The sequence below is a fragment of the Pasteurella sp. XG20 genome (genome assembly GCF_018968665.1).
Taxonomy (GTDB): domain Bacteria; phylum Pseudomonadota; class Gammaproteobacteria; order Enterobacterales; family Pasteurellaceae; genus Pasteurella; species Pasteurella multocida.
In genome coordinates this window covers 1,931,243-1,949,958 of sequence record NZ_CP076656.1, presented here as the reverse complement: position 1 = coordinate 1,949,958, position 18,716 = coordinate 1,931,243, and the positions used below count along the sequence as shown (strand labels likewise).

Annotated in this window: 17 protein-coding genes and 1 pseudogene; 2 read left to right on the top strand and 16 right to left on the bottom strand. The window is 42.9% G+C overall.

The annotated features are described in order from the left end of the window. Positions 1-30: 30 nt before the first annotated feature. Positions 31-417 carry a fluoride efflux transporter CrcB gene (gene crcB, locus KPF51_RS09110; RefSeq protein WP_005724493.1) on the top strand — a complete coding sequence of 129 codons (387 nt, stop codon included), beginning with the start codon at positions 31-33 and terminating at the stop codon, positions 415-417. Here the strand turns inward: crcB and KPF51_RS09105 are convergent. The 3 genes and pseudogenes from KPF51_RS09105 to tkt form a co-directional block, all read right to left on the bottom strand. Then, complete coding sequence (locus KPF51_RS09105) at positions 395-1,348, bottom strand: alpha/beta fold hydrolase (RefSeq protein ID WP_005718501.1); 954 nt, start codon at positions 1,346-1,348, stop codon at positions 395-397. The genes crcB and KPF51_RS09105 overlap by 23 nt on opposite strands. 141 nt (positions 1,349-1,489) lie before the next feature. Next, positions 1,490-2,599, bottom strand: a complete 1,110-nt coding sequence (asd, locus tag KPF51_RS09100) for an aspartate-semialdehyde dehydrogenase (protein WP_061406353.1) — start codon at positions 2,597-2,599, stop codon at positions 1,490-1,492. Between the two features lie 329 nt (positions 2,600-2,928). Continuing rightward, a pseudogene (tkt, locus tag KPF51_RS09095) lies at positions 2,929-4,934 on the bottom strand (transketolase). Between the two features lie 171 nt (positions 4,935-5,105). Here tkt and KPF51_RS09090 point away from each other — a divergent pair. Next, the gene (locus KPF51_RS09090) at positions 5,106-5,921 is read left to right on the top strand and encodes a pyridoxal phosphatase (RefSeq protein ID WP_005751916.1); all 816 of its coding nucleotides are present in this window, start codon (positions 5,106-5,108) and stop codon (positions 5,919-5,921) included. 58 nt (positions 5,922-5,979) lie between these two features. Here the strand turns inward: KPF51_RS09090 and araD are convergent, their stop codons facing one another. The 13 genes from araD to yiaK form a co-directional block, all read right to left on the bottom strand. Continuing rightward, positions 5,980-6,675 carry an L-ribulose-5-phosphate 4-epimerase gene (gene araD, locus KPF51_RS09085; RefSeq protein ID WP_005723749.1) on the bottom strand — a complete coding sequence of 232 codons (696 nt, stop codon included), beginning with the start codon at positions 6,673-6,675 and terminating at the stop codon, positions 5,980-5,982. Next, entirely contained in the window at positions 6,669-7,529 is an 861-nt protein-coding gene (locus KPF51_RS09080; protein ID WP_061406355.1) for an L-ribulose-5-phosphate 3-epimerase, read from the bottom strand. The genes araD and KPF51_RS09080 overlap by 7 nt, the downstream gene beginning before the upstream one ends. A gap of 24 nt (positions 7,530-7,553) precedes the next feature. Beyond that, positions 7,554-8,198, bottom strand: coding sequence for a 3-keto-L-gulonate-6-phosphate decarboxylase UlaD (locus tag KPF51_RS09075; RefSeq protein ID WP_061406356.1), 645 nt, complete (start codon positions 8,196-8,198; stop codon positions 7,554-7,556). Positions 8,199-8,216: 18 nt separating this feature from the next. Then, positions 8,217-9,668: an FGGY-family carbohydrate kinase gene (locus KPF51_RS09070; protein ID WP_061406357.1), complete on the bottom strand. Its 1,452-nt coding sequence runs from the start codon at positions 9,666-9,668 to the stop codon at positions 8,217-8,219. Between the two features lie 9 nt (positions 9,669-9,677). Beyond that, positions 9,678-10,565: an SMP-30/gluconolactonase/LRE family protein gene (locus KPF51_RS09065; protein WP_005723756.1), complete on the bottom strand. Its 888-nt coding sequence runs from the start codon at positions 10,563-10,565 to the stop codon at positions 9,678-9,680. 62 nt (positions 10,566-10,627) lie between these two features. Beyond that, on the bottom strand, positions 10,628-11,737 hold the full coding sequence (locus tag KPF51_RS09060) for a substrate-binding domain-containing protein (RefSeq protein ID WP_061406358.1): 1,110 nt from the start codon (positions 11,735-11,737) through the stop codon (positions 10,628-10,630). 39 nt (positions 11,738-11,776) lie between these two features. After that, positions 11,777-12,823 (bottom strand): ABC transporter permease, encoded by a 1,047-nt coding sequence (locus KPF51_RS09055; RefSeq protein ID WP_005723759.1) that lies wholly within the window; start codon positions 12,821-12,823, stop codon positions 11,777-11,779. Between the two features lie 43 nt (positions 12,824-12,866). Then, positions 12,867-14,384 carry a sugar ABC transporter ATP-binding protein gene (locus tag KPF51_RS09050; RefSeq protein ID WP_005723761.1) on the bottom strand — a complete coding sequence of 506 codons (1,518 nt, stop codon included), beginning with the start codon at positions 14,382-14,384 and terminating at the stop codon, positions 12,867-12,869. A 77-nt stretch (positions 14,385-14,461) separates the two neighbouring features. Next, entirely contained in the window at positions 14,462-15,448 is a 987-nt protein-coding gene (locus KPF51_RS09045; RefSeq protein ID WP_005717703.1) for a TRAP transporter substrate-binding protein, read from the bottom strand. A 19-nt stretch (positions 15,449-15,467) separates the two neighbouring features. Beyond that, positions 15,468-16,748 carry a TRAP transporter large permease subunit gene (locus tag KPF51_RS09040; protein WP_005723763.1) on the bottom strand — a complete coding sequence of 427 codons (1,281 nt, stop codon included), beginning with the start codon at positions 16,746-16,748 and terminating at the stop codon, positions 15,468-15,470. Next, the gene (locus KPF51_RS09035; protein WP_005748645.1) at positions 16,745-17,227 is read right to left on the bottom strand and encodes a TRAP transporter small permease; all 483 of its coding nucleotides are present in this window, start codon (positions 17,225-17,227) and stop codon (positions 16,745-16,747) included. The genes KPF51_RS09040 and KPF51_RS09035 overlap by 4 nt, the downstream gene beginning before the upstream one ends. Beyond that, complete coding sequence (locus KPF51_RS09030; RefSeq protein WP_005757426.1) at positions 17,224-17,700, bottom strand: YhcH/YjgK/YiaL family protein; 477 nt, start codon at positions 17,698-17,700, stop codon at positions 17,224-17,226. Before KPF51_RS09030 ends, KPF51_RS09035 begins: the two co-directional genes overlap by 4 nt. A gap of 9 nt (positions 17,701-17,709) precedes the next feature. Next, positions 17,710-18,708, bottom strand: a complete 999-nt coding sequence (gene yiaK / locus KPF51_RS09025; RefSeq protein ID WP_005717718.1) for a 3-dehydro-L-gulonate 2-dehydrogenase — start codon at positions 18,706-18,708, stop codon at positions 17,710-17,712. Positions 18,709-18,716: the final 8 nt, after the last annotated feature.

Genomic DNA, 18,716 nt, shown 5'->3' with positions numbered 1-18,716 from the left:
CCCCTTTGCCACATAGCTGGGAGTCGAAGTGTGATAAGTGTCGGACAACAAATCATATTCATTAGCAGCGGTGCTGCACTGGGCGCGTTGTCACGTTGGGGATTGGGGTTATTACTGAATCCGCTTTTTAGCGCATTTTCATTAGGTACACTGGTAGCAAATTATCTTGGTTGTTTGATTATTGGTGTATTTTTAGCGTTTTTTTGGCAATATCCACAATGTTCTGCTGAATGGCGTTTATTTTTTGTGACAGGCTTTTTAGGGAGCTTGACTACGTTTTCCACCTTTTCTGCTGAAGTGATTGAAAACCTGATACAACAGAAATGGCTCGCAGGTCTTATGCTTGCTTCAGGTCACCTATTAGGTTGTCTGTTGTTTACTGCCTTAGGCGTGTTTATTTGGCGCTATTGGCAGTAAAAAATTGGCTAATTTTCTTGAGTGCCTCGGAGCGGATAAGATCACGCTCAAATAAAATTTCGTGTTTACTTTGCGCAATTTGTGTTAACTCTCCTCGTGGTAAAAGTGCGGTGAGTTTGCGCAGATTTTTATTTTCCACAATCTTTTCTTTCTCCGATTGTAGAATCAGCACAGGAATCTCAATACGCGGCAAAATAGTCGGTAATTTTTTAATGGCACTAAAACATAAATGCACCCAACGGAAGGTCGGTCCCCCTAAATGAATATGCGGATACCGACGATTAATTCGATTCATCCAGCGCATACGAGTTCGACAACAACTTAAATCATTATTATCCAAATCCGCCGGTTGATAACGTCCTTTGCCAAACACATAGCGTGAACCCTGACCTAATAACATCATTAGATTAATAATGAGCTCATCTCGGAAAGAATGTTTGAGAGGAATGCCATAAAATGGCGCAGAAAAGACCGCACTTTTCACCTGATGATCGTAATTGGCAAGGTAATAAGTACTAATCAATGCACCTAAGGAATGGGCGAGAATATGTTGATTTTCATAAGGATAAAGTGCGCTGATTTTCGCTAATAAAATCGCCATATCGTCCGCATAAAAACGAAACTCATCAATATAACCTTTCTCATGATCTGGCAATAAACGCTGTGAATAGCCTTGCCCACGATGATCAAATACCAAGACGTCGTAGCCTTGTTGATAGAAATCATAAGCCAGTTCAGTCCATTTCAATAAGTTTTCTGCACGTCCATTGACTAAAATCACCAAATTACGCTGTACGGGATTGTCTTGTACAAAATGCCGATAGGTAATACGTACCCCTTTTTTCCCTTGTACGTCTTGCAACGGAAATTGTGCTGCAAAAGGATGTAATTCAGCCAAGGCAAAGTGAGTAAAATGGGGTTCACGGATCATAGCACTTACCAATTATTGAGAGTGGAAAGAGCATTATTCTAGCATAAAATCGGTTTACCGACTATGTGCCAGGCAGTTAGGATGAGGCGTAGAAAGGAAAAAAGCAGGCGTGTTGCCTGCTCTTTATGATAGGAAAGGGGATTACGCCACAAGTTGTTTTAAAATACGGCGAAGTGGCTCAGCGGCACCCCAGAGTAATTGGTCGCCCACTGTGAACGCGGCTAAATATTCCGGTCCCATTTTGAGTTTACGTAAACGACCAACGGGCACAGATAAAGTCCCTGTCACTTTGGTTGGCGTCAGTTCACGTAAGGTCACGTCTTTTTCATTTGGAATGACTTTCACCCAGGCATTGTGGCTTGCTAAAATTTGTTCGATTTCCTCAAGTGGTAAATCTTTTTTCATTTTGATAGTGAAAGCTTGGCTGTGGCAACGCAATGCGCCGATACGCACGCATAAACCGTCAACAGGAATTGGACTGTCGTCTAAGCCAAGAATTTTATTGGTTTCCGCATAGCCTTTCCATTCTTCTTTGGTTTGACCATCTTCCCAGAGTTTATCAATCCATGGAATTAAGCTCCCTGCCAGTGGTGCACCAAAGTTTTCAATCGGTAAATCACCGCGCATTTTTGCTGTTACTTTACGTTCAATGTCTAAAATGGAGGAGGCTGGATTATCTAAATCCACTTTCACACTGTCTTCAAGTTGACCCATTTGTACCAATAATTCGCGCATGTTTTTCGCACCCGCACCACTTGCTGCTTGGTATGTTGCCACAGACACCCATTCCACTAAATCACGTTCAAATAAACCGCCTAACGCCATTAACATTAAACTCACAGTACAGTTACCGCCAACGTAGGTTTTAATGCCATTTTTTAAGCCTTCGCTGATGACATTTTGGTTTACTGGATCAAGCACAATGATCGCGTCTTTTTCCATGCGTAATGTGGACGCGGCATCAATCCAATATCCCTTCCAACCTGCTGCACGTAATTTCGGATACACCTCGTTGGTATAATCACCACCTTGGCAGGTCACGATAATGTCTAATTTTTGTAATTCAGCGATATCAAAAGCATCTTTCAGCTCACCTGCTTGCTTGCCACCAAATACGGGGGCGTTTTGACCCGCTTGTGATGTGGTAAAAAACACAGGATTGATATTGGCAAAGTCATTTTCTTCTTGCATACGATCCATCAAGACGGACCCCACCATCCCACGCCAACCGATAAAACCAACGTTTTGCATAAAATTTTCCTTATCTAAAAATATGAATGATATTGTGTTTGAATAAAGCTAATTAATTACAAGATCGTTTCAATAAATGCAAGCCTTTTTATCTATAAAATAATCAAAGTTAATGATTTTTTGCTTTTTGTAAATAGCGCATTGATTTTTTTGAAGGATATTTAGTAAAAGTCGGGTAAACATCGTATTGCATACAATCAATGGATTTTTTGGGGTGCTTTGTTTCTGCACCTGTCAGGGATGAGCGCTATCTTTAGTTGGATACATATAAAAAATCTGCACATTAAACTATGTTAATGTGCAGATTGTGTGTTGAGCTAAAAGACAGATTAGAGAATTTCTTTGGCTTTCGCGACCACGTTTTCAACGGTGAAACCAAAGAGTTTGAACAATTGGTCAGCTGGTGCGGATTCACCAAAACTGTTCATCCCCACAACACGCCCCTCAAAGCCCACATATTTGTACCAGAAGTCCGCAATACCCGCTTCAATCGCAACACGTTTCGTCACTTTGCTTGGTAACACGCTTTCACGGTAAGCCGCATCTTGTTTATCAAACACATTGGTGCTCGGCATAGAGACAACACGTACTTTCACACCTTCTGCATCTAAAACATCCGCCGCTTTCATCGCTAATTCCACCTCGGAACCCGTCGCAATCAAGATTAAATCTGGGCAAGTTTGGTTTTCACAGCAATGACGTAAAACATAACCACCACGTGCCACATTGGCTAACTGCTCAGCAGTGCGGTCCATTTGCGCAAGATTTTGACGAGTAAAAATTAACGCACTAGGTCCCTCTTTACGTTCCACTGCCGCTTTCCACGCCACCGCCGATTCCACTTGGTCACATGGACGCCATGTTTCCAAATTTGGAATTAAACGTAAAGCAGACGTTTGTTCAACCGGTTGGTGAGTTGGACCGTCTTCACCAAGCCCAATAGAGTCGTGGGTGTAAACAAATAATGAGCGTTGTTTCATTAATGCCGCCATACGCACCGCATTATGTGCATATTCCATAAACATCAAGAAAGTAGCACCATAAGGAATGAAACCACCATGTAACGCGATACCGTTCATAATCGCCGACATACCAAACTCACGCACACCGTAGTTGATGTAGTTACCATCGGCATTTTCTACTGCACGGATTGGTTTGGAACCTGACCAGAGGGTTAAGTTTGAGCTGGCTAAATCCGCTGACCCGCCTAAAAACTCCGGTAATAATTTAGCATAGGCTTCAATCGCATTTTGTGACGCTTTACGGCTGGCAATGCTCGCCGGATTCGCTTGTAAATGTTCAATAAAGGCTTGCGATTCTGCCGCCCAGTTTGCCGGGAGTTCCGCATTCACACGACGAGTAAATTCTGCCGCTAATTCTGGGTAAGCTTTGGCATAAGCTGCCAATTTTTCTTCCCACGCTTTTTCAGCAACTTGACCTTTTTCTTTCGCATCCCATTGTGCATAAATCTCCGCAGGAATTTCAAACGGGGCATGCTCCCATTTTAAGAATTCACGTGCTGCCGCAATTTCATCATCACCTAATGGAGCACCATGACAATCGTGTGAGTTGGCTTTATTCGGTGAACCATAACCGATAATGGTTTTACAAATAATTAAGGTTGGTTTGGTTGTCTCCGCTTGGCTTGTTTCACCGCCTCAAGAATCTGCTCTGGGTTATGACCATCCACCGCAGGAATCACATGCCAACCATAGGCCTCAAACCGTTTTTGCGTATCATCAGTGAACCAACCATCCACATGACCATCAATTGAGATATTGTTGTCATCATAGAAGGCAATTAGTTTACCTAACCCTAGAGTACCCGCTAAAGAACAGGCTTCATGAGAAATCCCTTCCATTAAACAACCATCACCTAAGAACACATAGGTGTGGTGGTCAACAATTTCATGACCTGGACGGTTAAATTGATGGGCAAGGGTTTTCTCCGCAATCGCAAAACCCACTGCGTTCGTAATCCCTTGACCTAATGGTCCTGTTGTGGTTTCAACACCCGGCGCATAACCGTATTCTGGGTGTCCCGGTGTTTTGGAATGTAATTGACGGAATTGTTTTAAATCTTCAATAGAAAGGTCATAACCACTTAAATGTAATAAACTGTAAATCAGCATTGAACCATGACCATTGGATAAAATGAAACGGTCGCGATCGGCCCAGTGTGGATTGCTTGGGTTATGTTTTAAAAAGTCACGCCATAAGACTTCTGCAATATCTGCCATCCCCATCGGTGCGCCTGGATGCCCTGATTTTGCTTTTTGCACTGCATCCATACTTAAAAAACGAATGGCATTTGCCAGTTCTCTACGTGTTGCCATAGTGATTACTCCTAAGTAATTAAGACTCAAATTTGAGCAGTATTTTACGCTATTTTACTGCTAAAGGATAATGAATTTCTTGCTTGTCTATGAGGCTTGAAGATTCATTTTCTTTTTTTATTAAACACTCTATACTGTATTAAGTAACTTATATTCAATACAGGAAAAAAGATGAAATATCAAGTCATTGCATTTGATCTTGATGGCACCTTATTAAATCGCCAAGGTCAAATTCTTCCCACCAGTAAAAAAATCATTCAGCATTGTCTGGATAAAGGGCTCAAAGTCATGCTCGTGACCGGGCGACACCACACTGCAGCATACCCTTATTATCATGAACTGAATTTAACCACGCCGATGATTTGTTGTAATGGGACTTATGTTTATCAACCACAAACCGATCAAGTGCTCAGTGCAAACCCGCTTTCTTTATCGCAAGCGAAAACAGTAGTGCAACTGGCTGAAAAGTATGGGCTTCATTTACTCATGTATTCGCGTGATGCTATGAACTACGCTGTATTAAATGAACACATGAGAAAATTTTCTCAATGGGTCCAACATTGTCCTCCTCACGTACGCCCGCATTTATGTCAGGTTTCAGATTTCCACGCGTTGCTTGATGATAAGGAAACTATCTGGAAATTCGTGATCAGTCATCCTGAACGTGACACAATGCTCAAGGCTGTCCAAGCACTTTCACCAACGGAGTTTAGTTGCGAATGGTCTTGGGTTGATCGTGTTGATATCGCCAATGCAGGTAACACGAAAGGCGCCAGACTATTAGAATTACTGAACTCCTGGCACATTGCACCTCAACATGTGATTGCGTTCGGGGATAATCATAACGATATCTCTATGTTAAGTGCTGTAGGGCTCGGTGTCGCAATGGGCAATGCTGAAAACGAGGTTAAACAACAGGCGGATTTGATCACGTTGAGCAATGATGAAGACGGAATCGCGTCTGTCCTTGCTACCGTTCTCGACTAATCACCTTTTAAGGATAAAGAGCTAAAGTACCTCCTTTAGCTCTTTTGCTTAGCGCGTTTTATTGCCCGTAATACGCGTTTTTCCCATGTTTACGTAAGTAGTGTTTATCTAGCAATTCTTGCTGCATCGACGCTAAATTTGGACGCAGTTGACGACTAAATAAATTCATATAGCCAATCTCTTCCAGAACTACTGCATTATGTACGGCATTATCAGGATCGGTACCCCAAGCAAAAGGACCATGAGAGTGCACTAATACTGCTGGTACATCTTTCGGATCGATTCCTCTCACACGGAATGTTTCCACAATCACTTTGCCGGTTTCAAGCTCATATTCGCCTTGAATTTCGGCAGGGGTCATTTTACGTGTACAAGGAATTGAACCATAGAAATAATCAGCATGAGTTGTCCCCGCCGCAATCAAATCTTCACCGGCTTGCGCCCAAATCGTAGCGTGGCGTGAGTGAGTATGAACAATCCCGCCTAAGCTTGGAAATTGACGATAAAGTTCTAAATGGGTCGCGGTATCTGAGGAAGGTTTTTTGTTGCCTTCCACCACTTGCCCTGTAAAGAGATCAACTACTACCATATCCTCCACTGTCATGGTGTCATACTCTACACCGGAGGGCTTAATCACAACCAAATTTTTTTCTCTGTCGATGCCACTCACGTTACCCCAAGTAAAGGTCACTAACTTGTATTTGGGTAATGCCAAATTGGCTTCAAACACTTTTTGTTTCAATTCTTCTAACATTGGAAACCACCTTCTTTCATTTTTTGTTCGATCCAACGACGTGCGTTGATAATTTCAGCAATGGGTTCTTCCGCTTTTTCCGTCCACATTTCAATTAAAAAAGCACCACGGTAATTTAACGCGGCTAGTGTTTTAAAACATTGCGCAAAATCAACACAGCCTTCACCAAATGGCACATCACGGAATTGTCCTTGACAGGTTTCTGTTACTTTATAGGTGTCTTTTAAATGGATCGCCGAAATTTTGTCAATACCTAATTTCAGTTCTTCTGCAACATTATCATTCCACGCCGACAGATTGCCTAAATCAGGGTAAACGGTAAACCACGGGGAGCGAATTAACTCATCCCATTTTTTCCAACGGCTAATCGAACTCATGAATTTTGTGTCCATAATTTCGACCGCAAGGGTGACTTGATTGCTAGCGGCAAGTGCCACCGCCCATTCCATCCCTTGTTGAAAACGGGCAATCGTTCCTTCATCTTGTTCTTCATAGTACACATCGTAACCTGCGATTTGAATAGTACGAATACCTAAATCAACAGCAAGTTGGATGGCTTTTTCCATCACTTCATAAGCTTTTTGGCGCGTGGTTTCATCTCGGCTACCAAATGGGAAGCGACGATGAGCCGATAAGCACATGGAAGGAATCGTGATGCCTGTTGAAATAATGGTTTTTGCTAATTTAATGCGCTCTTTTTTTGTCCAATCTAAGCGTGCAAGTCGTTCATCAGTTTCATCAATGGAAATTTCAACAAAGTCAAAGCCACAGGCTTTGGCAATGGAGAGACGATCTTGCCAGCTTATATTTTTAGGGAGGGCTTTTTCATAAATCCCTATTTTATGTTTTCTCACTATTTGCTCCGTATTTCTGTATTATCACCAATATTTATTAATTTCTGACCGCACTTTTTCTGCAGTTAATTTGCCCGCTTCACCTGTAAAGGCTCTGCCAGCAATGAAGGCTTTAGCATTGATTTCTTTAAATAAATGAATATCTTCAGGGACAATGCCGCCTGTAATAGAAAGCGCCAGACCGATATCGGACAGTTTTTTCATCGTGTTCAGATCGTCTTCGCTCCAACCTTTGCCTGCTGCTTCCGCATCGCGTGAACGATGATAAATGGCTTGTGTGATGCCTAAATCAACCCACGCTTTTGCATCGTCAAATGTCCAGTTACCATAGATTTCAATTTGAATCTCTTTGTTGTAACTATCCGCAATTTTTTTACAGCTCGCAATAGTAGCAATGTGAGCCGCGGCAGAAACGGTGAGCCAGTCTGCTCCTGCCTTGAATGCCATTTCCGCTAAAATTGCTCCTGCATCAGTGGTTTTCATATCACAGACTAAAATGTGATCTGGGTGCAAGGCACGCAATGTACGGACTGCGCGCATTCCTTCTGCAAAGGCAAGAATGGTGCCGATTTCAATAATGTCGACAGAATCAGCCGCATTTTTTGCGGTGACAACCGCGCTTTCTAAATCAAGCGAATCTAGTGCAAGTTGAATAAGTGGTTTTGCCATATTGTTCCTCATTATCAATTAAAGCATTGCTTTTAAGGCAGTAGTAAGTTGTTGATAGCGTTGATATTTAGCTTGGTAGGCTGCAAAATAAGCCGGATTCGGTTCCACATGCAGCATAGATTGTGCTTGAAAGACATCTGCTGATTCATTTACCCCTTGCATTGCCATTAATGCCGCCCCTAAGCAGCCGGTTTCTTCGATTTGTGGAATTTCTAATCGCATTCCTGTGAAATCAGCCAACATTTGTAACCAAATAGGGGACTTGGTTGGTCCGCCTGTGACACGCAACAGGTTTGCTTGTGGGAAGCGTTTTCGCATGCGCTCTAAATGATGCATTAAACTGAACAGTACCCCTTCGTAAATGGCTTGGAGTAGATGTGCTTGGGTATGGTGAGCTTGCATACCATAGAAACAAGCTTGCATACCTAGTCCCGCATTGGAACCGTATAGGAATGGCAAAAATAAGACAGAGCTTGAGGCAGGTTCGAGGGATGCAACATGCTGATTAATGTGTGCATAATCCAAATGCCACTGTTTGACGAACCATTCTAAATTTCCTGCGGAAGTCGGGCTGGCTTCATGGACTATGAATTTGCCAGCTTCCGCATAACATCCATAAACAAAAGGCAGTGTTTGTTGCTGATCGATATGTTGAGTCACCCCACTCACCACCGACCAAGTGCCCAATACAGCATTCAGTTTGGTTTCATCATCCAGACCGGCACAAAGTGCGGTTGATACCACATCAAAAAGACCACCGACGACAGCGGTTCCTACAGCCAATCCGGTGAGTTCAGCTGCTTTGGGCGTGACATATCCCGCAATTTGGTTAGCCGCGATAACCGGTGGGAGCTTCGCAATAATGCCTTCTAACCCGAGCAGCTCGGCAAGTTTGGGATCGTATTGACCGCTATGAATATTGTAGAGATTTGATTCAGATATATTGGTTTCTTCACAGTGTAGCTCACCAGTTAAACAAAAACGCAAGTAATCATGTGACATCAGAATTGAACCAATTCGTTGATAACGCTCCGGCTCATGTTCTTTTAACCAACGTAATATAGAAACAGGATGACCTGTCCAGAGCGTTTGTCGTGTATGTGGATATAATTGCTCAGGGATCCCTTGTTCTTGCCATTGTTTGACAAGCGTTAACGCACGCTGATCGGAAGATAAAATTCCTCGACCAAGCGGTTTATTTTCTTGATCTAATAGGAAAGCCCCTTTGCCCTGTGCAGAGATTCCTATCCCTTTAATATGTTGAGGGGAAACTTGGCTACGCTCAATCGTTTGACGAATGACACGAGCACAAATTTGCCATAACTCATCCATATCACGTTCAGCATAGCCCGCTTGTTCACTGATGACTTGCACATTTTCACGGACACAACTAAACATTTTTCCCGTTTTATCAAAGAGTGCTGCTTTGATAAACGTCCCACCACAGTCTATGCCTAAGTAATAATTCACAGTCCATCCTTAATAACAAGTTAACCGATAAAGACTATTTGTCGCTGTAATGAATAAGGTTTTTTGGTCGGCACCAAATGTACAATTTGAGGTGGTTTTATCTAGGAGGACACGTCCTAAAAGGGTGCCATCCATTAATAAAATGACCAATCCCGTTTCACAGCTACAATAAATCACATTCTGTTGATCAATACAAAAACCATCGGGAATCCCCGGTGAGATTTCTGCAATGATGCGTCTATTTTCAAGTTGTTTACCCACCACATCAAACGCAACAAGATGGTGTAAACCTGATTTTTCAAACTCGACGGCAGACATGTCTGCGACAATCAATTGCGATTCATCGGCAGAAAAGGCCAAACCATTTGGGCGCATAACATGAAAGCTTGCCACATGTAGCGCTGTTGTGGCTGGGTCATAGCAATAAACATAACAGCCGATGATTTCACTGGCGGCTTTTTTCCCTTCAGCATCACTTAAAATACCATAGGGGGGATCGGTAAACCAGATTGTACCATCGGATTTCACCACCACGTCATTCGGTGAATTAAGTTGCTTTTGCTCGAGTTTATCGACCAGTAACCGACGATGACCTTGTTTATCTGTCAAGCTAATGCCACGCATTTCATGTTCACAAGTAATTAGGTTGCCCATCGCATCGACGCTATTCCCGTTCGCAAAATAGGAGGGAGAACGAAAAATTTGTGTTCCCTCGTTTGCTGTCCAGCGGTACATCGTATTGCCTTTGACATCACTAAAAATCACCGCATTTTCTTCCGCTAACCAGACCGGTCCTTCAGCCCAAATAGCCTGATCAAACAGTTCTTCAATGTGTAAATTTGAGCCAACGAAGTCGTAGAAACGTGGATCATAAATTTCAATTTTTGCGGGTAACATAAGCTCTCCTTATGAGGAAAGTGCGGTCGTTTTTTACAAATTTTCACGACCGCCATGACGAATTACTTCACATCCCAAATGCGTTTATAAGCATCTTTATAACCATTTTGTGGGTCGTAAAGATTTTTCTCACCACCGTCAAATGCCACGTTGTCTTTAATGACGAGGTGAGCTGGGGTGATATAACCAGACGGTTTCTCTTTGGCAAAGGCGCGATTTAGCTCATCGACAAGCTGCCAGCCATGTAAATTTAACGGTTCTGGTACGGTTGCAAATTGATGATTGTTGGTACGAATACGTTGGTAAGCGGTCACCGAACCGTCGCCAGCCGAAATGTTATAAGGCATCTCGCCTTTATTAGCAGAACGTAATGATGGCGCCATGAAATCAAAGTAGAGGTCGTTGATCGCTAAGGTGTATTGCAGATCATCGCCATATTTTTGCAATAAGCTAAAGGTCAAGCTCGGCATACGGCTTGAGGTGTCTGCCAATGGTGTATCAATAAATTCCAATACTTTACATTCTTTGCATTGCTCAATGACATCTTTCATCACATTTGCTTTGCGTAACGCGATTTCATATAACGAGTCGGTCAGAATAACCACTTTAGCTTTCCCATCTGAATTTGCGACCGCAAGTTGTGCAGAGAGTTTAGCAATCTGGTCGGAGTCTGATGTCACATTGTAGAAAATATTATATTTATCAATTGGACCTGGCTCTGGTGTTGCATGCCAAGCAACAAGAGTAATTCCATTTTTATTGGCTTTGCTTAAAGGAATTTTTGCTACATTAGGGTTCCAACCGCCAATCACAATCGCATCAGGTTTACGTGCGATCGCTTGGTTCAAGGCAGAAAGTTGGTTGTTCACAGAACCCACCCCATCAAGCACATCAAATTTCCAACCCGCGACCGCAGTGGCTTCTTTCATGCCATCAATCACGCCAAGTACACCGCCATTTTTCATGTCGGAAGCAACAAAAATCACATTTTTACTTGGTTGTAATTTAGGTCCAGTGGTAGGTCCGTCCCAGACCGTTTGTTGTGCCGTTGCGGCAGCGACATGTTGTTTGGCTTCTGCCACAAAAGGATCGTTAGCGAGCGCTTGCGTCGCAAAAGAGAGTGTGACTAACGCGGCGAGTGCGCTTAAACCACGATGAAATTGCTGTTTCATAAAGTTCTCCTCGATATTAGATGAGTATCAACAACAAAGTTATTTTGTTGCTCTTTTGTGTACTGCTTTTTGATTTAATAAACGTTTGCGCTGTGCATAGCCAGCAATCGTAATGGACAGTAAAAGTGTTGCGCCATTGAACAATGGTTCCACCCAGAATGCCCCACCAAATTGTTGGATACCGGAGATACCAATCGCAAGGATAGCAATCCCTACCACGGTTCCCCATACGTTGATCCGCCCCGGTTTGATGGTAGTACTCCCTAAAAATGCGCCAACAAGTGCAGGCAATAAATAGTCCATTCCTACGCTCGCTTGTCCAACACCTTGTTGCGCGGCAATTAACACGCCAGTAAAGCCAGTGATTAAACTGGAGACAATGAAAGGGACAATGGTGTATTTTTTTATGGAGATGCCATTGAGATGGGCAGCGGTAGGATTGCCTCCCACTGCATACATACAGCGTCCTGTTGGAGTATGTTCTGTCACTAGCCACATCACAATCGCAATAATGAGGACATAAAAGGCGGAAATCGGAATGCCAAAGATTTCGGTACTGTTAATGGCAATGAAACCATCAGGTAAGTCACCGACAATTTGGCGTCCACCAGAATGCCATAAAGCAATCGCATAAAGGACTGTGCCTGAACCTAAGGTTGCCACGAAACTATCAATATCCGCCAGTGCGACCAGAATACCATTAAGGAGTCCGTAAATGGCGGCGACAATCAATACGGTTACGGTAGCCATTTGCCAAGAGAAACCAAACTGGACTTGTAATGTAATGGCGAGAATATGCCACAGGACAATACCGAAACCGACGTTTAAATCGATTTTGCCCACAATCATTGTGGTGGTGGCAGCGAGTGCAAGTAAGGCAATTTTGGATTTACTTTCTAAAATAGCATTTAACGTTAGCATCGACGCAAAGGAGTCGGTGGTTAACGAGAAAATGATAACAAGCAAAAAGCACAACCATAATAATCCGTATCTGGTGAGCATTTGGGAAAACCAAGCGGCAAATCCATCACGCGCAATAGAGACGGGATGCTCTAGTGCAGTTGATTTGATATTTGTTTGAGCCATAGTGCGCTCCTATTGAGTGTAAGTGCGGTCTAAAATGCAAAAATTAATTGATGCTCGACTTGGAATCTGAAGCGAGTGCCAGTAAGTTGGCGAACGTGACTTGTTCATTGAACAATTCACCTGCGATCTCACCACGGTTAAAGACGAGAGCTCGATTACATAAATGGGCAATTTCTTCGAAGTCATTTGAAATCACAATAATGGCTATCCCTTTTTTCAACGCCTGATTTAAGAGATCATAAATTTCTGCCCTTGCGCCGACATCTACCCCAGCGGTGGGATCTTCTAAAATCAGCACGGGCGTATTAAGGTGCATCCAACGGGCAAGCACGATTTTTTGTTGGTTTCCACCGGATAGCGCACTGACATCGATAAATAAATTTTTGGGACGAATATCGAATAATTGGAATTTGTACCAACTTTCAGCCCATTCTTGTTTCCGCGCATAATTTTTCAGTGGTGAATGACCACTTAGGACAGGATTAATAAATAAATTCTCAGATGTTGTCATGGACATAACGAGACTTTCTTTTACTCTATCACCAGCAACCAAAGCGATGCCTTTTTGAATGGCTTCTTTTGGTGATGTGGCATGATAGTCTTGGTTATTGAAAAGGATATTACCGCTTTCTAATTCACGCATACCAAAGAGAAGGCGCCCAATTTCTTCTTGACCTGCGCCACGTAACCCTGCGAGCGCGATCATTTCACCTTCATGTAACCTGAAGGAAACAGGACCGGTATCGCCGACAACAATATGATTTAATTGCAATACTTCTGGTGTATTGTGTGGCAATGGTTCTCTTTGTTTTCCGCGCGTTTCTTCACCCACAATCGCTTTCACTAATGCTTTGACGTCATAATGCTGTGTTTCACCTTGTGCGACAGGATAACCATCTCGCATGACTAATATACGATCAGAGATAGTAATGACTTCATCGAGACGGTGAGTGACATAAATCATCCCTACCCCCTGCGAGCGTAGGCGATTTAACACGACAAACAAGTGTTCCACATCGCTAGCAGGTAACGAAGCGGTAGGTTCATCTAAGACTAAAATTTCTGCATTGACAGCGATCGCGCGGGCAATTGCCAGTAAAGCTTTTTCTGTTCGGCTCAGATCAAAGACGCGTGTTTCAGCGGACAATTGAATACCGACAAAGTCTAATGCCTCTTGTGCTTGTTGATTGATTTTTTTCCAATCAATTAATCCAAAACGACGAGGAAATCCCATAACAAATGCCATGTTTTCTGCAATTGTCATCCATTCAATCAAGCCTAAATCCTGATGGATAAACGCAATGGGCTGTTTATTGGTATGTGAGAGCGATTGGGCAGATTGGATTTTTTGTCCATGAAAAGTAATGTCGCCTTCATCTCGGGGATAGATGCCCGCCAGAATCTTAATGAGTGTGGATTTTCCCGCACCATTTTCACCAAGTAAAGCCACGATTTCACCCCGATGAATATCAAGGCTCACCTGATTTACTGCCGTATGGCTACCGAATCGTTTGACGATGTTCTGTAGGCTAAGAATTGGAGATTGTTCAGTTATCACCATGTTTCCTCCTGAGGTATGAGGAAGGAGCAAAAGTGCGGTCGATCCGCATGAAATATTAAATCGACCGCGAATTTCGCTTATTTAGCAAGCGCATCAATTTGTTTGACGAGGTCATCACCATTTTTCTCAATGAAAGCTTTACGTACTTCACTTTCGATTGCTGCTTTGAATGGTTTGGTATCAACCGTTTCAATCACTTGGATGCCTGCTTTTTGCATTTTTTCAATAATGCCTTTTTCATTATCCAAATTGAGTTTTCGTTGATAGGCGCCGGCTTCTTTCGCGGCTTCAAGAATAGCGCTTTGTAGTGCTGGTGACAACCCATCAAATTTGGCTTTATTCATCACCACGATAAGTGGGGTATATCCATGATTGGTTAAGCTTAAGTGTTTTTGTACTTCATACAATTTAGCAGACCAAACAATACCGACAGGGTGTTCTTGAGCATCAACAGCACGTGTTTCTAACGCAGTATAAAGCTCTGAAAGTGGCATTGGTACAGGGTTTGCCCCTAAGATAGAGAACGCTTGAATATACATTGGGTTTTGATTAGTACGTACTTTCAATCCTTTAATGTCATCTGGCGTTTTCACGGGATGTTTTGAGTTAGTAAATGAACGGAAACCCACTTCCCAGAAGGCTAACCCTTTTAAGCCTTGTGCTTCTAATTCTTTTAATAAGCCTTGTCCAATTTCGCCGTCTAACACTGCATAAGCATGCTCACGATTTTGGAAAATAAACGGAATATCAATCACATTTAATTTAGGCACTAAACCTGAAAAGTTTGGTGAACCTGACATTTCTAAATCAATTGTGCCACCGCGTACCGCACTGATCATAGTTTGTGCATTGCCTAACGTACTGTCAGGGAAAAGACTGAGTTTAATTTCGCCTTTGGTTTTTTCTTTGAGAAGCTCATTGAATTTCTTTGCAGCTTCATGTTGCGTATCACTGCGCGGTGCCTCGTAACCAAAGCGTAATGTGGTTGCGGCATTTGCTGACGCGGTGAATACTGCCATACCAGCCACTAAAGCTGCGAGCATTTTAAGATTGAAGCGTTTCATAATATTCTCCTGTTAAAGTTTAAGGTTGTAGCCAGCTAAGTGGCGTTAAAATCAATGATGGGAAGAAAATGAATGAAAACAGCAAAATAATCATCATAAATAAATACGGGAGTATGCCTTTAGCCGCTTGATCAAAAGGTAACTTAGATACACCGGTGATGACATTTAATACATTGCCGACAGGCGGTGTAATAAGCCCAATTGACGTATTCAGAATAAAGAGCACACCAAAATAAACAGGGTCGATGCCGGCTTCTTCGACTAATGGCATCAACACAGGTGTCAAAATCAATACAGTAGGTGTTAAATCCATCACCATGCCGATGACGAAGACAGAGATCATAATCACGATTAATAATAGGGTTGGCGTGTCAATTAATGGTTCAAGTAATTCCGTCATCATTTGCGGTAATTCCGCAATAGTGATGAGCCAACCTGTGACCTGTGCAGCCGCAACCAAGAACATGACCACGGCAGTGGTTTTCCCAGCAGCGAGAATGACCCGATATAATTGTCTGAATTTCAACTCTTTATAGATAAATAAGGACACAACTAGCGCATAAAATGCAGCGACAGCCCCTGCTTCCGTCGGCGTGAAAATCCCGGAGCGGAATCCACCAATGATAATGACGGGCAGTAACAACGCCCAAATACTATTTTTAAAGGAAATACACAGCTCTTCTTTTGTGGCTTTTGAAAAGGTCATCAGATTTAAGCGTTTCGCTTGCCACCACCAAAGCGCCCCTAAACAAATCCCCATGAGAATGCCCGGTGCGATACCTGCTAAGAATAACTTGGTAATAGACACACCGCTGGCGACGCCAAAGATAATAAAAGGAATGGAAGGCGGAATGATCGGGGCGATGATGCCCGCTGTCCCAATTAATCCTGCGGAGCGATCAAGCGGATAACCCGTGGTTTTCATCATTGGCAGTAACATCGCGGCCACTGCAGCGGTGTCTGCGACGGCGGAACCGGATAAACTTGCCATGATCATTGCCGCAAGGATGGCAACAAAGCCTAAGCCACCCCGTTTGTGTCCGACCAATTTCATTGGCAGATCGATGATCCGTTTTGATAAGCCCCCTTCATTCATAATTTCACCAGCTAAAATGAAAAAAGGAATCGCCATTAACGAGAAACTGTCTGCACCACTGACGAGCTGTTGAGCAAGAATTTGCGCATCAAATAAATCTAAATGTAACATTAATGCGACACCGCACAATAACAGGGCAAACGCAACGGGAATACCTAATAAAATAGCACCTAATAAGACGGAAAGGAAAATAACGACGGTCATTGTTGTTCTCCTTTAATCAATCTATTGGCATTGGAAAAAAGTCGGATGACAAGTAGTAGTGCAATAGCACAGCCTGCAATGAAACTGGCTAAATAGGTGATGCCCATCGGTATCCCTGAGATAGGCGCCATATTATTGAGATTTAATTGGAACTGGACCCAACTACCTTGAATGAGCAGACAGCAACAAAATAACATGAGACTATCTGTGACTAAATGTAGTATTTTTTGTTTAGCCAAAGATAGACGAGAAGTAAAGATCGTGACATTAACATGACGATTTTCATTAAACGCCAAAATAGCGCCAAGAAAAGCTAGCCAGACAAATAAATAACGGGACACTTCTTCGGTAATGTTAATACTGCTATTGAAGCCATAGCGCAACACAACATTGAGAAAGACAAGGCAAGACATGGTGGCTAAAATAACGACCACTAGGCTTTCTAAGAGTTTGGTGACGTATATACTGAGTGATTTCATGGTGACACCTCTAATTCACTGACCGCAATTTTCACCACAACTTTACGGATCGACGTGGAATGACCATCAATGCAAGCCGGGCGGTGTACATCACTTGGAAAGAAGATAGCAAAATGACCAGGACGCATAATGAGCTGTACTTCATTTTCGACATTCTGATAAAACAGGATATCTCGCGTTGCATCATACGGCTTTGCAATGTCGTTGTTACCTAAATCAATGGCGACGCCAATACGTTCGAAACCAGAATGCAAATATTGCACATCAATATAATGGCGATGGACTTCGGGATAAAGCATCGACGGTTCTTGGGTTTCTAAATCTAAAACTTGGGCATAGATACGATCACCGCGTATAGGATAACGTCCCGCCGCTAACTGGTTAAAGTCAGTGTTTGACAAATAATCTAAAGCAATATTGATTGCTTCAGGATACTGCTTTTTGTCAACCTGAGAGAGATGACCAAAAAACATATTCTTTCCTTATAACGATTTAATTTTTTCCCATACCGTTTCATCAACAGGGATACCATTGGCTTTGTTTTCAGCCCGAATCGCTGTGAATTCATGACCTGGTAAGCGAATAGCTACATCGGGATCGGCGCGTTCAGCGGTTCTGACGTAATCCATAATTTTGTTTAGTTTTTCGTCTTTGGTGTTACCGTCAATGAGGCGATCAACTTCAATCGCAATAAAGATTTGTGAGACACAGTATTCATCGTCTTTTTCTTCGGTCACTTCCGCAACAGACAAGCCATTAGAAAGTAAAGTCGCGATCATATCGAGTACAATGGATAATCCGGAGCCTTTCCAGAAGCCCATTGGAAGTAAACGACGATTTTTTTCGACGGTGCCTGGATCACGCGTTAAGTTCCCTTCATCATCAAAACCGGCATCCACAAAAGTTTGGCGACCTGCTAAACGGTGTACTTCTAACATGCCATAGGAATACATAGAGCAAGACATATCGACCATTGTAATCGGGGTTGTCGGCACCGCAATAATCAAGGGGTTTGTTCCAATACGGCATTCTTTTGCGCCCCAAGGTGGCATAACTGCGATGGAGTTTGTCCAACAGATGCCGATATAGCCTTTTTCGGCGGCTTGCCAGCCGTATCCACCACCACGCATCCAGTGGTTAGCGTTTTTCAGTGCGACCACACCGATACCAAATTGGTCCGCAATTTCCATAGCACGATCCATCATTTTTTTGGCCGTCAAGTTACCAATTGCTTGATGCGCATCCCATTGTTCAATTGCGCCTAAAGACAGCACTTTCGTGGGTTCTGCATCGGGTACAATATCGCCTTTTTCAAGTTGAGAAATAAAACGTGGAAAGCGGTTTACACCATGTGAATACACACCAGACTCCGTGGTGTCAGCAAACATAGTTGCACATTCTTCCGCAATGTCTTCACGGACATTTCGAGCGAGTAATACGCGTTTAAATTCTTGTTTAAGGGCTTCGTAACTGACTTTCATATTATCCT

What these genes read in the sequence shown, in the direction of transcription:
- KPF51_RS09105 (WP_005718501.1), bottom strand. Translation starts at nt 1,348, where the DNA reads ATGATCCGTGAACCCCATTTTACTCACTTTGCCTTGGCTGAATTACAT.
- KPF51_RS09065 (WP_005723756.1), bottom strand. Translation starts at nt 10,565, where the DNA reads ATGTTACCCGCAAAAATTGAAATTTATGATCCACGTTTCTACGACTTC.
- yiaK (WP_005717718.1), bottom strand. Translation starts at nt 18,708, where the DNA reads ATGAAAGTCAGTTACGAAGCCCTTAAACAAGAATTTAAACGCGTATTA.
- araD (WP_005723749.1), bottom strand. Translation starts at nt 6,675, where the DNA reads ATGTTAGAAGAATTGAAACAAAAAGTGTTTGAAGCCAATTTGGCATTA.
- KPF51_RS09060 (WP_061406358.1), bottom strand. Translation starts at nt 11,737, where the DNA reads ATGAAACAGCAATTTCATCGTGGTTTAAGCGCACTCGCCGCGTTAGTC.
- KPF51_RS09090 (WP_005751916.1), top strand. Translation starts at nt 5,106, where the DNA reads ATGAAATATCAAGTCATTGCATTTGATCTTGATGGCACCTTATTAAAT.
- KPF51_RS09075 (WP_061406356.1), bottom strand. Translation starts at nt 8,198, where the DNA reads ATGGCAAAACCACTTATTCAACTTGCACTAGATTCGCTTGATTTAGAA.
- asd (WP_061406353.1), bottom strand. Translation starts at nt 2,599, where the DNA reads ATGCAAAACGTTGGTTTTATCGGTTGGCGTGGGATGGTGGGGTCCGTC.
- KPF51_RS09045 (WP_005717703.1), bottom strand. Translation starts at nt 15,448, where the DNA reads ATGAAACGCTTCAATCTTAAAATGCTCGCAGCTTTAGTGGCTGGTATG.
- KPF51_RS09050 (WP_005723761.1), bottom strand. Translation starts at nt 14,384, where the DNA reads ATGGTGATAACTGAACAATCTCCAATTCTTAGCCTACAGAACATCGTC.
- KPF51_RS09040 (WP_005723763.1), bottom strand. Translation starts at nt 16,748, where the DNA reads ATGACCGTCGTTATTTTCCTTTCCGTCTTATTAGGTGCTATTTTATTA.
- KPF51_RS09035 (WP_005748645.1), bottom strand. Translation starts at nt 17,227, where the DNA reads ATGAAATCACTCAGTATATACGTCACCAAACTCTTAGAAAGCCTAGTG.
- KPF51_RS09055 (WP_005723759.1), bottom strand. Translation starts at nt 12,823, where the DNA reads ATGGCTCAAACAAATATCAAATCAACTGCACTAGAGCATCCCGTCTCT.
- KPF51_RS09030 (WP_005757426.1), bottom strand. Translation starts at nt 17,700, where the DNA reads ATGTTTTTTGGTCATCTCTCTCAGGTTGACAAAAAGCAGTATCCTGAA.